Annotated in this window: 11 protein-coding genes; 8 read left to right on the top strand and 3 right to left on the bottom strand. The window is 68.4% G+C overall.

What is annotated here, in order from left to right; translation table 11 throughout:
- Positions 1-233 precede the first annotated feature (233 nt).
- The 6 genes from tkt to pgl are packed head-to-tail and all read left to right on the top strand — an operon-like array spanning position 234 to position 8,341.
- Entirely contained in the window at positions 234-2,318 is a 2,085-nt protein-coding gene (gene tkt, locus JNUCC0626_RS00150) for a transketolase (RefSeq protein WP_394617560.1), read from the top strand.
- Positions 2,319-2,322: 4 nt separating this feature from the next.
- Entirely contained in the window at positions 2,323-3,435 is a 1,113-nt protein-coding gene (tal, locus tag JNUCC0626_RS00145; protein WP_394617559.1) for a transaldolase, read from the top strand.
- A gap of 25 nt (positions 3,436-3,460) precedes the next feature.
- Positions 3,461-5,047 carry a glucose-6-phosphate isomerase gene (locus JNUCC0626_RS00140; RefSeq protein ID WP_394617558.1) on the top strand — a complete coding sequence of 529 codons (1,587 nt, stop codon included), beginning with the start codon at positions 3,461-3,463 and terminating at the stop codon, positions 5,045-5,047.
- Between the two features lie 50 nt (positions 5,048-5,097).
- Positions 5,098-6,585 (top strand): glucose-6-phosphate dehydrogenase, encoded by a 1,488-nt coding sequence (gene zwf, locus JNUCC0626_RS00135; RefSeq protein ID WP_394622272.1) that lies wholly within the window; start codon positions 5,098-5,100, stop codon positions 6,583-6,585.
- Positions 6,582-7,592: a glucose-6-phosphate dehydrogenase assembly protein OpcA gene (opcA, locus tag JNUCC0626_RS00130; protein WP_394617557.1), complete on the top strand. Its 1,011-nt coding sequence runs from the start codon at positions 6,582-6,584 to the stop codon at positions 7,590-7,592. The genes zwf and opcA overlap by 4 nt, the downstream gene beginning before the upstream one ends.
- Positions 7,589-8,341, top strand: a complete 753-nt coding sequence (gene pgl / locus JNUCC0626_RS00125) for a 6-phosphogluconolactonase (protein WP_394617556.1) — start codon at positions 7,589-7,591, stop codon at positions 8,339-8,341. Before opcA ends, pgl begins: the two co-directional genes overlap by 4 nt.
- Positions 8,342-8,387: 46 nt before the next feature.
- Here pgl and JNUCC0626_RS00120 read toward each other — a convergent pair whose 3' ends face one another.
- Positions 8,388-9,254, bottom strand: a complete 867-nt coding sequence (locus tag JNUCC0626_RS00120; RefSeq protein ID WP_394617555.1) for a M48 family metalloprotease — start codon at positions 9,252-9,254, stop codon at positions 8,388-8,390.
- A 57-nt stretch (positions 9,255-9,311) separates the two neighbouring features.
- Positions 9,312-10,502, bottom strand: coding sequence for a hypothetical protein (locus JNUCC0626_RS00115; RefSeq protein ID WP_394617554.1), 1,191 nt, complete (start codon positions 10,500-10,502; stop codon positions 9,312-9,314).
- A 117-nt stretch (positions 10,503-10,619) separates the two neighbouring features.
- On the opposite strand from JNUCC0626_RS00115, the gene JNUCC0626_RS00110 reads away from it, so the two are divergent.
- Positions 10,620-13,508, top strand: a complete 2,889-nt coding sequence (locus tag JNUCC0626_RS00110; RefSeq protein WP_394617553.1) for a substrate-binding domain-containing protein — start codon at positions 10,620-10,622, stop codon at positions 13,506-13,508.
- Positions 13,509-13,518: 10 nt separating this feature from the next.
- Here JNUCC0626_RS00110 and JNUCC0626_RS00105 read toward each other — a convergent pair whose 3' ends face one another.
- Positions 13,519-13,908, bottom strand: coding sequence for a response regulator (locus JNUCC0626_RS00105; protein ID WP_394617552.1), 390 nt, complete (start codon positions 13,906-13,908; stop codon positions 13,519-13,521).
- A gap of 194 nt (positions 13,909-14,102) precedes the next feature.
- On the opposite strand from JNUCC0626_RS00105, the gene JNUCC0626_RS00100 reads away from it, so the two are divergent.
- A complete protein-coding gene (locus tag JNUCC0626_RS00100; RefSeq protein ID WP_394617551.1) occupies positions 14,103-14,729 on the top strand; it encodes a DUF4360 domain-containing protein in 627 nt (208 codons plus the stop codon).
- The last annotated feature ends 4 nt before the right edge of the window (positions 14,730-14,733 follow it).

Genomic DNA, 14,733 nt, shown 5'->3' with positions numbered 1-14,733 from the left:
CGCAAGTGGTGGGATTTCCAGCGACTGATGGTAACTGCGTTCAATATTCACAGCCCGTTCGGGTACTCGTGTGCCTGGGCACACACCGACCTGCGACCTTTCAGCGCAACATCTGAATCACTCAGGACTAGGCTGGCCGGTGGACGTGGGAGAGATGCGGGTCAGGCTCTTCGGGATCGATTCCGAAGAACCGCGGCGCCCGCCCGAGCGACAAAGTTTGGAGCTGTAAGTCCGTGACCGTCACCGACGACATCACCCGGCTCACCAAGGCCGATCTGCCTGACGACTGGACGGAGCTGGACAAGCGCGCCGTCGACACCGCCCGACTGCTCGCGGCGGACGCGGTGCAGAAGGTCGGCAACGGGCACCCCGGCACCGCCATGAGCCTCGCGCCGCTCGCGTACACGCTGTTCCAGCGCGTCCTGCGGCACGACCCGGCCGACGCGGACTGGATCGGCCGCGACCGGTTCGTGCTCTCCGCGGGCCACTCCAGCCTGACGCTGTACGTGCAGCTGTACCTCTCCGGCTACGGCCTGGAGCTCGACGACCTCAAGGCGCTGCGCACCTGGGGTTCCAAGACCCCCGGTCACCCGGAGCACGGCCACACCAGGGGCGTCGAGATCACCACGGGCCCGCTGGGCTCCGGTCTCGCCTCCGCGGTCGGCATGGCCATGGCCGCCCGCCGCGAGCGCGGCCTGTTCGACCCGTCGGCCGCGCCGGGTCAGAGCCCGTTCGACCACCACATCTACGTGATCGCCTCCGACGGTGACATCGAGGAGGGCGTCACCTCCGAGGCGTCGTCGCTCGCGGGCACGCAGCAGCTGGGCAACCTGGTCGTCTTCTACGACGACAACAAGATCTCCATCGAGGACGACACGACGATCGCGCTGTCCGAGGACACCGCGGCGCGTTACGAGGCCTACGGCTGGCACGTCCAGGTCGTCGAGTCCGGCGAGAACGTCAAGGGCATCCTCGAGGCCGTCGAGAAGGCCAAGGCCGTCACCGACAAGCCGTCGTTCATCCTGCTGCGCACGATCATCGGCTTCCCGGCGCCGAAGAAGCAGAACACCGGCGCCGCGCACGGTGCCGCGCTGGGCGAGGACGAGGTCAAGGCCACCAAGGAGATCCTCGGCTTCGACCCCGAGCAGACCTTCGAGGTCACCGACGAGGTCATCAACCACACGCGTGAGGTCGTCAAGCGCGGCGAGCACGCCAAGGCCGAGTGGCAGAAGTCCTTCGACGCGTGGGCTTCGGCCAACGCGGAGAACAAGGCGCTGCTCGACCGTCTCGTCTCGCGTCAGCTCCCCGAGGGCTGGGACGCGGACCTGCCGGTCTACCCGGTCGACGCCAAGGGCGTGCCGACCCGCAAGGCCTCCGGTGAGGTCATCAACGCGCTGGCGAAGCACCTGCCGGAGCTGTGGGGCGGTTCGGCCGACCTGGCCGAGTCGAACCTGACGACGGTCAAGGGCGCCAAGTCGTTCGGTCCGGCGGAGATCTCCACGGGCATGTGGAGCGCCGACCCGTACGGCCGCGTGCTGCACTTCGGTGTCCGCGAGAACGCCATGGGCATGATCCTCAACGGCATCGCGCTGCACGGCCCGACCCGTCCGTTCGGTGGCACGTTCCTCGTGTTCTCCGACTACATGCGCCCCGCCGTGCGCCTGGCCGCGATCATGCAGGCCGCCGTGACGTACGTGTGGACGCACGACTCCATCGGTCTCGGCGAGGACGGCCCGACGCACCAGCCGATCGAGCACCTCGCGGCCCTGCGCGCGATCCCGGACTTCTCGGTCGTGCGCCCCGGTGACGCCAACGAGACGGCGTTCGCGTGGAAGGCCGTCGTCGAGCAGCTCGGCCCGGTGGGTCTGGCGCTGTCCCGGCAGAACGTCCCGACGCTGGAAGGCACCTCGTACGAGGGCGTCAAGCGCGGTGGCTACGTGCTCTTCGGTGACGACAACCCCGAGGTTGTGATCATCGGCACGGGCTCCGAGCTGCAGATGGCGTACGAAGCCGGAAAGGTTCTGCAGGGCGAGGGCGTTGCAGTGCGTGTGGTGTCCATGCCGTCGCTCGACTGGTTCGAGAAGCAGGATTCGGAGTACCGCGAGTCGGTCATCCCGTCCTCGGTGAAGGCGCGCGTCGCGGTCGAGGCCGGCATCGCGCAGCCGTGGTACCGCCATGTCGGCGACGCGGGCGAGATCGTGTCGATCGAGCACTTCGGCGCCTCGGCCGACTACCAGACGTTGTTCAAGGAGTTCGGCTTCACGACGGAGAACGTCGTCGCCGCAGCCCGCCGTTCCCTTGACCGAGTGAGGGGTTAATCCAGTGAGCAAGCCCAACCTCGACGCCCTGTCCGGCGCCGGAGTTTCCATCTGGCTCGACGACCTGTCCCGTGAGCGCCTCACGAGCGGCAACCTCGACGAACTGATCCGCGACTGGAACGTCGTCGGTGTCACGACGAACCCGACGATCTTCGCGGGCGCCCTGTCCAAGGGCGAGTCGTACGACGAGCAGATGCGTGAGCTCGCGAACCGCGGTGCCGACACCGAGGCGACCATCCGCGAGGTCACCACGACGGACGTGCGCAACGCGTGCGACAAGTTCCGCGAGATCTACAACTCGACCGGTGGTGTGGACGGCCGCGTCTCCATCGAGGTCGACCCGCGCCTGGCGTTCGACACGGACAAGACCGTGGCCGAGGCGCAGGACCTGTGGAAGACCGTGGACCGGCCGAACCTGCTGGTGAAGATCCCGGCCACCGAGGCGGGCCTGCCGGCGATCACGAAGACGATCGCCGAGGGCATCTCCGTCAACGTGACGCTGATCTTCTCCACCGAGCGGTACGTGAAGGTCATGGAGGCCTACGTCGCGGGCCTCGAGCAGGCCAAGGCGAACGGCCACGACCTGCGGTCGATCCACTCGGTCGCGTCGTTCTTCGTGTCCCGGGTGGACACCGAGATCGACAAGCGCCTGGCCGCGATCGGCACGGACGAGGCGACCGCGCTCAAGGGCAAGGCCGCTCTCGCCAACGCGTACATCGCTTACGGCGCGTTCGAGAAGATCTTCCAGGGTGAGCGCTGGGAAGCTCTCAAGGCGGACGGTGCGCACGCGCAGCGTCCACTGTGGGCTTCGACCGGCGTGAAGGACCCGAGCTACTCCCCCACGCTCTACGTCGACCAGCTCGTCGTCACCGACGTCGTCAACACGATGCCGGAGAAGACGCTGCACGCGGTCGCCGATGGCGGCAAGATCACCGGTGACACGGTCACCGGACGTGCCGCCGAGGGCCAGGAGGTGTTCGACCAGCTCGCCGCCGTGGGAATCGACCTCGAGGACGTGTTCCAGGTCCTCGAGACCGAGGGTGTCGAGAAGTTCGAGAAGTCCTGGGAAGAGTTGCTCGAGACGGTGACGAACCAACTGGCTCAACTGAAGGGCTGATCACGAAGTGACCTCCGTCGAAATCGTGAGGTCACCGAACGCCGACCAGGTCAGCATCATCGCTGCTGACCTGGTCGCGGATTCGGTGCCGAGCAAGCTGACCGCGCAGGACCCGACCCTGTGGGGGCCGGAAGCCGAGTCCGAGGCGAGCATCCGCCTGTCGTGGACGACGTTGCACGAGACGTCACGGGCGCTGCTCCCGGATCTCGTGGCACTGCGCTCCGAACTGCACGCCGAGGGCGTCGACCGCGTCGTCCTCGCCGGAATGGGTGGCTCGTCGCTGGCCCCCGAAGTGATCACGCGGACCGCAGGGGTCCCGCTGGTCGTGCTGGACACCACCGATCCCGCCCAGGTCGCCGACGCTCTCGCCGGTGATCTCGAGCGCACGGTGATCGTGGTGTCGTCCAAGTCCGGTGGCACTGTCGAGACCGACAGCCACCGCCGGATCTTCGAGAAGGCTTTCACCGACGCGGGCATCGACGCCGCGTCGCGCATCGTGGTCGTCACCGACCCCGGTTCGCCGTTGCAGCAGGCGTCCGAGGCCGCGGGCTACCGCAAGGTGTTCCTGGCCGACCCGAACGTCGGCGGCCGCTACTCGGCGCTGACCGCGTTCGGCCTGGTGCCGTCGTACCTCGCCGGTGCCGACGTCGAGTCGCTGCTCGACGACGCGGCCGAGGTCGCGAAGCTGGTGTCGCAGGACTCGCCGGAGAACCCGGCCGTGGTGCTCGCCGCGATCTTCGGCGCCGCGCACGCCAACGGTGCCGAGAAGATCGTCTTCGCCGACACCGGCTCGGGCATCAAGGGCCTCGGCGACTGGGCCGAGCAGCTCATCGCCGAGTCGACCGGCAAGAACGGCACCGGCCTGCTGCCGGTCGTCGTCGAGGGTCCGGGCGCCGAGGGCTTCGTGAACGCACGTTCGGACGCCACGACCGTCGCAATCGGACCGGCCACCGGTTCCGCGAACGTCGCGGTCGAGGGCAAGCTGGGCGCGCAGTTCCTGCTGTGGGAGTACGCGACCGCGCTCGTCGGCAAGGTCCTCGGGATCAACCCGTTCGACCAGCCCGACGTCGAGGCCGCGAAGAAGGCCTCCCGCGCGCTGCTCGACGCGCCGGCCGTCGCCGCGACCATCCCGTCCTTTGTGGACGGACCGGTCGAGGGCCACGGCACGGACTGGGCGCCGCGCAAGGTGCACACCGTCGCGGAGGCGCTGGCGGCGATCGTTGAAGTGGCGCCCGAGTTCGGCTACATCTCCGTTCAGGCGTACTTGGACAGGATCGACGACGCGTCGTTCGAGCTGCTCCGTGCGGAGATCGCGAAGAGGACGCACCTGCAGACCACGTTCGGCTGGGGTCCGCGCTTCCTGCACTCGACCGGCCAGTACCACAAGGGCGGTCACCAGAACGGCGTGTTCATCCAGATCACCGGCGAGTCCGGTGACGACCTGGAGGTGCCCGGCCGTCCCTACACGCTGGCGCAGCTGCAGCTCGCGCAGGCGCTCGGCGACGGTCAGGTCCTGGCCGAACACGGTCGCCCGGTGCTGCGTCTTCACCTCGAAGACCGCATCGCCGGACTGGCCCAGCTCGTCGAGGCAGTCCAGGAGGACGGCTCGTGACCACTTCCGCCAAGTGGAACAACCCGCTGCGGGACGCGCGTGACAAGCGCATGCCCCGCATCGCGGGCCCGAGCGCGTTGGTCATCTTCGGTGTCACCGGTGACCTCTCGCGCAAGAAGCTCATGCCGGCGATCTACGACCTCGCGAACCGGGGTCTGCTGCCGCCGGGCTTCGGTCTCGTCGGGTTCGCCCGCCGCGACTGGGCCGACCAGGACTTCATGAAGGTCGTCCACGACGCCGTCAAGGAGCACGCGCGCACGCCGTTCAACGAGGCCGTGTGGCAGCAGCTCGCCGAGGGCATCCGGTTCGTGCAGGGCACGTTCGACGACGACGCGTCGTTCGACAACCTGGCCTCGTGCCTGGCCGCCCTGGACGCCGACCGCGGCACCGGTGGCAACCACGCGTTCTACCTGTCGATCCCGCCGGGCGCGTTCCCGACGGTGGTCAACCAGCTCAAGCGCGCGGGCCTCGCCCAGACGGCTCCCGACCAGTGGCGCCGCGTCGTCATCGAGAAGCCGTTCGGCCACGACCTGAAGTCCGCCAAGGAACTCAACCGCACGGTCAACGAGGTCTTCCCCGAGGAGTCGGTGTTCCGCATCGACCACTACCTCGGCAAGGAGACCGTGCAGAACATCCTGGCGCTGCGGTTCGCGAACCAGCTGTACGAACCCATCTGGAACTCGAACTACGTCGACCACGTGCAGATCACCATGGCCGAGGACATCGGTCTCGGCGGTCGCGCGGGGTACTACGACGGCATCGGCGCCACGCGTGACGTCATCCAGAACCACCTGCTGCAGCTGCTCGCTCTCATCGCGATGGAGGAGCCGGTCTCGTTCAAGCCGGCCGATCTGCGCGCGGAGAAGGTGAAGATCCTCTCGGCGACGCGTCCCGCGCAGCCGTTCGAGGAGACCACCTCGCGCGGTCAGTACACCGGTGGCTGGCAGGGTGGCCAGAAGGTCCCGGGTCTGCTGGAGGAGGGCGGATTCTCGCCCGAGTCGAAGACCGAGACGTTCGGCGCGATCACCTGCGAGGTCAACACCCGTCGCTGGGCCGGGGTGCCGTTCTACCTGCGCACCGGCAAGCGCCTGGGCCGTCGCGTCACCGAGGTGGCCGTCGTGTTCAAGCGGGCGCCGCACCTGCCGTTCGACGACACCGCGACCGAGGAGCTCGGGCAGAACGCCCTGGTGGTCCGGGTTCAGCCGGACGAGGGCGTGACGATCCGGTTCGGGTCGAAGGTGCCCGGCAACACCATGGAGGTCCGCGACGTCACGATGGACTTCGGGTACGGCCACTCGTTCACCGAGTCGTCGCCGGAGGCCTACGAGCGGCTGCTGCTCGACGTGCTGCTCGGTGAGCCGTCGCTGTTCCCGAAGAACGACGAGGTCGAGCTGTCCTGGGAGATCCTCGACCCGGTCCTGGAGTTCTGGGCGCGCAAGGACGAGCCCGCTCTGGAGAAGTACAAGGCCGGTACGTGGGGCCCGCCGTCGGCGGACGCGATGACCGCTCGCACCGGAAGGCACTGGAGGCGTCCGTGATCATCGACCTGCCCTCGACCACCACCTCCCAGATCAACTCGCGGCTGGTCCGGCTGCGCGACGAAGGCGGTGCGACGACCCTCGGGCGCGTGCTGACCCTCGTGATCGTGACCGAGGACGGCCAGCGCACCGACGCCGCCATCGATGCGGCGAACGACGCTTCGCGCGAGCACCCCTGTCGCGTGATCGTCGTGGCTCGTGGCGCTCGTCAGGCCGCACCTCGGTTGGACGCGCAGATCCGCGTCGGCGGTGACGCCGGTGCCTCCGAGGTCGTTGTTCTTCGTCTGTACGGGGAGCTGGCCAAGGAAGGCGCCTCGTGCGTCATGCCGTTGCTGCTGCCGGACACCCCGGTCGTGGCGTGGTGGCCGTTCGACGCGCCCGTCTCGCCGTCGAAGGACCCGATCGGTGCTCTCGCGCAGCGTCGCATCACCGACGCCGCGGCCGAGAAGAACCCGATCAAGGCCCTGGAAGCGCGGCGCGCCCACTACGCGCCGGGCGACACGGACCTGGCGTGGACGCGTCTGACGTTGTGGCGCGCCATGCTCGCGTCCTCTTTGGACCTTCCGCCGTACGAGAAGGTCACCGAGGCGGACGTGACCGGTGAGGCCGACTCGCCGTCCACGGACCTGCTCGCGGCCTGGTTGTCGGACCGCCTGAAGGTCTCGGCCAAGCGCTTCAAGGCGACCTCGGGTGAAGGCATCGTGGAGGTGCGGCTCGCCCGCCCCTCCGGCGACGTCGACCTGCTCCGCCCGGACGGCAAGGTGGGCACGCTCTCGCAGCCCGGCCAGCCGGAACGCCGGGTGGCGCTGCAGCGTCGTTCGGTGCGCGACTGCCTCGCCGAGGAACTGCGCCGGCTCGACCCGGACGAGGTCTACGCGGCGGCGCTGAAGTCGCTCGCGAAGGTCACGAAGGGTCGCGTCCCGTCGGCCAAGGAGGAGGCCCCGGCCCCCGCTGAGGCGAACGGCACCGCTGCACCGAAGAAGTCGAAGGCGAAGGCCAGTTCGTGAGCAAACCCGAAGTAGTGGTCCACCGCGACGGCGACCTGCTGGCCGCCGCCGCGGCGGCCCGCCTGGTGACCCGCATCGTCGACGCCCAGGCCGCCCGCGGCTTCGCGTCGATCGTGCTCACCGGCGGCCGCACCGGCACCGCCGTCCTGGAACACCTGAACCGCTCCGCCGCGCGTGACGCGGTGGACTGGTCGCGGGTCGACCTGTTCTGGGGCGACGAGCGCTTCCTGCCGTCGGGTCACGCCGACCGCAACGAAACGCAGGCCCGCGCCGCGCTGCTGGACCACGTTCCGCTGGACCCGTCCCGCGTCCACGTGATGGAGCCGTCGGACGGCAAGTTCGGCGACGACCCGGAAGCCGCCGCCGAGGCTTACGCTTCGGTGCTGGCTTCCCTCGCGGACGGCGGTGTTCCGTCGTTCGACGTCTGCATGCTGGGCGTCGGCGAGGAGGGCCACGTGGCGTCGGTGTTCCCGGATTCGCCCGCGGTGCACGAGAAGGAGCGCACGGTCGTGGCCGTGCGCGACTGCCCGAAGCCGCCACCGACCCGTGTGTCGCTGACGCTCGAGTCGGTGCGCTCCGCGCAGGAGGTCTGGCTGATGACCACCGGCGAGGCCAAGGCCGAAGCGGTGGCGTCGGCCCTGAACGGCGCCAGCGAGGTGGACCTGCCCGCCGCCGGTGCGACGGGCCGCAGCCGCACGCTGTGGCTGCTGGACACCACGGCGGCCGCAGCGGTACCCGCTTCGTTCTAGCCATCTCCGGCCTGATGATCGGCCCCGGTTCACGCCGGGGCCGTTTTCATTTGCCCCGCAACCGACTGATCCGTTGCGCACACGACGGATGCGACGCCAGCATCCGAGCCCGCATCCCGGCCCGCGCCCGATTCAGGTCGTGCCCCTGCCGCACCCACTGCTGCAACACCTCCAGCAGCAACGGCCCGTACCCCAACTCGGCCGCGACCCGATCCGCGTGCAACTCGGCCTTCCGCGACTGCAACGCCAGCAAGGGCGCGATCACCGGCACCAACAACACCCACGGGCTGACCGCGACCGCCGCCACCGCCAGCACGACGATCAACACGATGCTGATCACCCTGGCACCCGGCGTCCCGATCCGCCGCCCCACCGCGTAGATGCCCAGCCCGGTGACGAGCACCAGCCAGATCACCAGCCGCGCCGGCAACTCGTACCACCAGCGCAACAACGAGATCTTGGTGTGCCCGGCCAGATGATGCCCCAACTCGTGCGCCAGCACGGCTTCGAGCTGCTCCGGCGGCAACCGCATGGCCGCCGTCGACACCCCCACGACGTGCCCGCCGACCGCCATCGCGTTGATCTCGCGCGAGTTCTGCACCCGCAACCAGTACTTCTGCGGCTCCACCCCCGCCGCCCCGCACACCTCGTCGAGCAACGGCTGCAGTGCCGCGCTCTCGGTCCCGGTCGGCTTGCGCAGCCGGTGTGCGAGGACCGCCAGCAGCTTGTCCACGGTCGGCAACAGCACGATGGCACCCGTCGCGAACCATGCTGTGGGGAGCAGCCAGAGTGCTTGGGGGAGAACGACCTTGCCGATGAGGCCGATGATCAGCAGGCTGCTCAGGACCGTGGGGACGCCGAGCAGCAACTCGGTCAGGGCGGAGACGTGGAAGCGTCGTCGGGGAACGCGCACGGGCCATCACCTCGCGCGGTCGAGCCTGGCAGCGCCATCCCGTTTGTGTCCAGCCGGTTAGCCCGACCCGCCCAGCGCGATGCGTTCCATCACGAACAACGGCAACGAAGGGTTCGCCGCCGCGCTCCTCGCCGTGGACTCGCTCGCCAGCAACTCCACGATCTTGTCCACGGGCAGGTTCGGATGGGCGGCGGCGTGGTGCCTGGCCCGCGCGTCCTCCAGGCACAGCAACAAGGTCTCGCCGGTAGCCGCCGGATGCCGAGCAACGACCCGGAGCGTCTTGACCGAGCCGCCCAAGGCCATGCGGTGCAACAACTCCTTGGTGCACAAGGGATTGGCGGCAATGCGCGGATGCAATCCCGAGCTGTGCCGCGCCACCAGCTCCTCCAACCCGGCGGCATCAGCCTGGGCGGCGGCGACGGAAGCCACCATCAGTTCGGCGCCCGACGCGGACTCCAGTTCCACCAGCAGGTCCAACGGGACAGCCGGATTGCGCAGCACCGCACGGCGCAACGGCCTGGTCACGGCCAATGAGCGCAACACGGCCACCGGAACGGCCGGGTTGGAGGCCAGCTGCGCCAAGATGCCCGGCTCGAGTTCCACCGCGAGCTGCTCGTACAGCGCGGAGGGCAGGTCAGTGCGTTCCGCCAGGTAGTAGCGGCAGGCGTGCCACCGCATCAGGTCGGCCGCGACGGCAGCCGGGGTGGCGGGGTTGGACGCCAGTTCGCGGGCCAGCGACTCCGAACTCAGCGACGTCAGCACGTCGGCAGGTGTGTGCGGGCTGCGAGCCAGCGCGGAACGCACCTCGGGGTCGTGGTGATCGCGCAAAGGGGTGGTGTGGAAGAGAACGAGCTCGGCGACCACGTCCGCGGAGGCGTCGGCGGCCAGGAGTTCGATCACGTCGGGTGGCAGCGAAGCAGCCCACTCCGGGAGTTCTGCCCGAACGGTCGCGTCCGGGTGGTGGGCCAGGACGCGGGCGACGGCGGGGTCGGCGTCCGGGTGGCTGGTCACGGCCAGGGCCACCGACTCGTTGACGAGAGGTACGTCCGCGGGTGCGACGAGACCGCCGCGCAGCAGTGCGTAGGTCGCGGACGAGTTGCCGTGCGACAAGAGAGTGCGCACGTGGGCCGGGGTCAGGTCGGTGCGGTCGGCCAGGTCGGACGCCAGCGACGGGTCGTGGACCAGGCGGTCCAGCAGGAACGTGGGCAGCGCGGGGTTCGACGCCAGGCCCTCCAGTTCAGCGTTCACCAATCCCCTTCGTAACGCGGCAGGCATTCCCCCCGACAACGCGTATCATCCCCAATCGCGTTGAGTAGCGGGGGTTTTGTGGCAAACGGCAGTGCGAAGCGACGTCCCACCATCGGGATGATCACCGCTGGCCCGCTGATCGAGCTCGCGGGCGAGCAGTGGCGTGGTGTCAGTGGCGGTGCTCAACGGCTCGGGTGCGACCTCGTGTGTTTTGTGGGCAGCGAACTGGAGCATCCGGACCCTCTCAAGCGTCGGGCGAACACGGTCTACGACCTCGTGTCACCGAACCGCATTGATGCGCTCGTGGTGTGGACTACGCGCGTGGGGCAGCTCATCGGCTCTGACGGCATGGAGGAGTACGTCAAGCAGTACGCGCCCATGCCCATCGTGAGCGTTGAGACCAGCCTTGCCCAGTGGCCAACGATTTTGATGGACAACCGCGATGGCATGCGTCAGGCCGTGGACCACCTCATCGAGGTGCACGGCAAACGGCGCATCGCGTTCGTCCGGGGGCCGCAAACGCATGCGGGTGCGCGAGAGAGGTTCCTCGGGTACGCGGATTCGTTGCGCAACCACGGGATCCGGTTCGATCCCGCGCTCGTCACGATGCCCGGGTCGTTCATCTGGGAACCGAACCGCGCCGCCGACGCCGTGCGCCGGATGCTCGCGACCACGCCGGAGCCGCCGGACGCCATCGCCGCCGCGAACGACGACTACGCGATCGGTGTCGTGTCGGTGCTGGAGAAGCTCGGTTTCCGCACGCCAGAGGACATCGCGGTCGTCGGCTACGACAACCACACGAACGTGCGCACGCACGACCTCGGCTACAGCACGGGCGGCCCCGCGTCACGGGTGCAGCGCGAGGTCAACATCGACGCTGCGACGCCCGCTTTCACGACCGTCAGAGCGCCGTTCCACGAGATGGGCATCCGGGCCGCCGAACTCGCGGTGGCGCTGGTGCGGGGCGAGCCGACGCGGCAGCGCCAGACCATGCCGACCGAGCTCATCGTGCGCCGGAGCTGCGGCTGTCTGCCGGCCGGGCTCGGTGATCACGCTCCCGCGCACGACCGGCTGAGCATCAACGAGTCGGCCACCGCGTCCACCGTGGCCGACCACCTGCGCGACTCACTCGGGCCTCCCGGCGAGAAGCTGCCGGACGGCTGGGCCGAGCAGCTGGTCGTCGAACTGATGGCTGCGGGCCGTGGTGAGGTCGAAGGCGCGGAGTTCCTCAAGCTGCTGGCCGAGTACATCCGGTGGAGCGCGCGCGCCGGGTCCGAACCGGCGCAGTGGTGGCCGCCGTTGTTCGACCTCCACAGGTTCGTGACGGCACGCATCAATGACGCGACCATCATCAACGACCTGTGGTTGCGCGTGCAGTTGCTTCTGGGCGATGCGTTCGCCACGGACGCACGGTTCAAGTACCTGTCGCACGAGCGTCACGACCAGACGGTGCGTGAGACCGGTCAACGGCTCATCGCGTCGAGGGACGTCTACGAGCTGACGACCGCGCTCGCCGAGGAACTCCCCCGGCTCGCCATCCCCGGTTGTCACGTCATGTCGTACGACACTCCAGGCACGGCGCGAGTGCTCGTGCGGTACGAGAACGGCGAGCTGAAGAAGCCGCCGAGCACCCCGTTCCCGACGATCAACCTGACGCCCTACCCGTTCCGCCGCGACGAGCCGTTCAGCGCCCTCGTGGCGCCGCTCTACACCGACGAGGACCACCTCGGGTACGTGATCTTCGAAGAAGGTCCCGAGCCCGGCTGGATCTACGAGGCCGTGCAACAACAACTCAGCAGTGCGTTGCGCACGATCCGTCTGATGCAAGAGCTGAAGGACGCGCGCGCACGGCTCGAAGAACGCGTCGGCGAGACCGAAGCACAGCTACGCCACGCACAGAAGATGGAGGCCATCGGACGGTTGACCGGTGGCATCGCGCACGACTTCAACAACATCCTCACGGTCGTGAACGGCAACAGCGAGATGCTGCTGCGACGCACCCTTCAGGACGATCCGCGGCGCACGGCGATCGAGGACATCAGGCACGCGGGCGAACGCGCGGCCAACCTCACCCGCCAGCTGCTCGCGTTCACCCGCCAGCAGGTCCTGCACCCGGAGTCGCTGGACCTCAAGGAGAACCTCACCAAGGTCCACTCGATGCTGCGCACGCTCGTCGGCGACCACATCGAACTGGACATGCACCTGCCGGACGGCGTCGCGCACGTCTGGGCGGACGCGGGCCAGGTCGAGCAGATCCTGTTCAACCTCGCGGTCAACTCCCGCGACGCCATGCCCGACGGCGGCATCCTGACGATCTCGATCGAGGACAGCAGGCTCGGCAACCAGGAATCCGGCCGGATCGTCGGCGTGCGGCCCGGTGAGTACGTCGTGCTGCGCGTGCAGGACACCGGCGGCGGCATGGCCCCGGACGTGCAGGCGCAGGTGTTCGAGCCGTACTTCACGACCAAACCGGTCGGCAAGGGCACCGGCCTCGGCCTGTCCACGGTGTTCGGCATCGTGCAGCAGTCCGGTGGCCAGATCGAACTCATCAGCGCACCAGGCGAGGGCACGACCGTGGAGGTCTATCTGCCCGTGCCACTGCAACGCGCAGACGCCCCCGAAGCACCGTGCGCGCGCCGCCCCACCGCACACAGGGGTGCCGGCACCGTGCTGCTCGTGGAGGACGACGCACAGGTGCGGGTCATGACGAGGCGTTCGCTGGAGACGGCGGGGTACGCGGTGATCGAGGCGGGCGACGGGCAGGAGGCGTTGCAGTTCGCGACGGCCCACCGCAGCACGATCGACCTGGTGCTCACCGACGTCGTGATGCCGAAGATGGGCGGCCCCGAGCTGGTCAGGCTGCTGCGCTCGACCGGTGCCGCGCCCGCGGTGATCTACATGTCGGGGTACACGACGGACGAGTTCCTCGACGACGAGGTGCTGATCACCAAGCCGTACGTGGAGTCCGACCTGCTGGAACGCGTCCGGCAGGTGCTCGCGAACTAGGCGCTGACGGTCAGGACGCCTGGGCGCGCTTGGCCACCGCGACGCGCACGGTCTCGTCCAGTGTCTCGATCCGGAACGGCTTCTGCAGGTAGCCCGCGATCTCGTGCCCGGCGAACCGGCGTTCGAGCGACGTGCGGTCGTACCCGCTGGTCAGCACCACCGGCACGCTCAGGCCCTCGCGTTCGAGCTCGGCGAGCACCTCCTCGCCGGACAGGCCGGGCATGCTGTGGTCGAGCAGCATCGCGCACACGTCGGCGGACCGCTCGCGCAGGATCGCGATCGCCTCGGTGCCGTCACTCGCCTGCAGGACGGCGAAGCCCAGCTCCTCGAGCAGGCTCACGGTGTACCTCCGCACGGGGTCCTCGTCCTCGACCACGAGCACCAGCCCAGCCAGTGACATGCGGGCAAGTATGCCGGAACTTATCGGTTCCCTCAGCACCAGGTCGCCGTCTATTTCTGGTAATTCTTCACGAGCTGCTCCATCAGTGTGATCTGGGCCATTTGGGTCACACCGTTGGTTGAGGGTCTGCGCTAACCTTCGCGGCACCGCTGCCGCTCCACGCTGAGAAAGAGGCACCAGGAAAGGCCAACTTCATGCGTAAAGCGACGGCAGCAGCCGCTCTGGCCGTGCTGTTCACATTGTCGTCAGCACCCGCACACGCCGCGACGATTCCTTCGGAGCGCGTGACGATCGACGTGGTGACGGTGAACGGTTCCGGGTGCAAGCAGGGCACCGCCGAAGTCATCGTGGCCCCGGACAACACCTCGTTCTGGGTGATCTACAGCGACTACCTCGCCCAGGCCGGCAAGGGTGCGGCAGCCACCGATTTCCGGAAGAACTGCCAGCTCACCCTGCAGATCAACGTCCCGCAAGGGTTCTCCTACGGCATCGCGGAAGCGACCTACGGTGGCTACGGCTACATCAAGCCCGGCGCGGTCGGCTACCAGTCGGTGAATTACTACTTCCAGGGTCAGTCGGCCACCACGACGTGGAAGCACACGTTCAACGGGCCGTTCGACGACAACTGGTCGATCACCCACCGGACCGAGTTCTCCGAGATCGTCTGGTCCCCGTGCGGGGAAAAGAAGAATCTCAACGTCAACAGCTCCCTGCGCATCGACAAGGGTACGTCGGACGCCAATACAAACAGTTTCATGACGATGGACTACCAGCGCGGAGAAGTGCGCACGCTGCATCACTTCAGCTGGAAGCGCTGCTGATTTC

Origin of the sequence: Lentzea sp. JNUCC 0626, assembly GCF_043632865.1 — a bacterium.
GTDB lineage: Bacteria > Actinomycetota > Actinomycetes > Mycobacteriales > Pseudonocardiaceae > Lentzea.
This window is presented reverse-complemented; position numbering and strand designations above follow the sequence as displayed.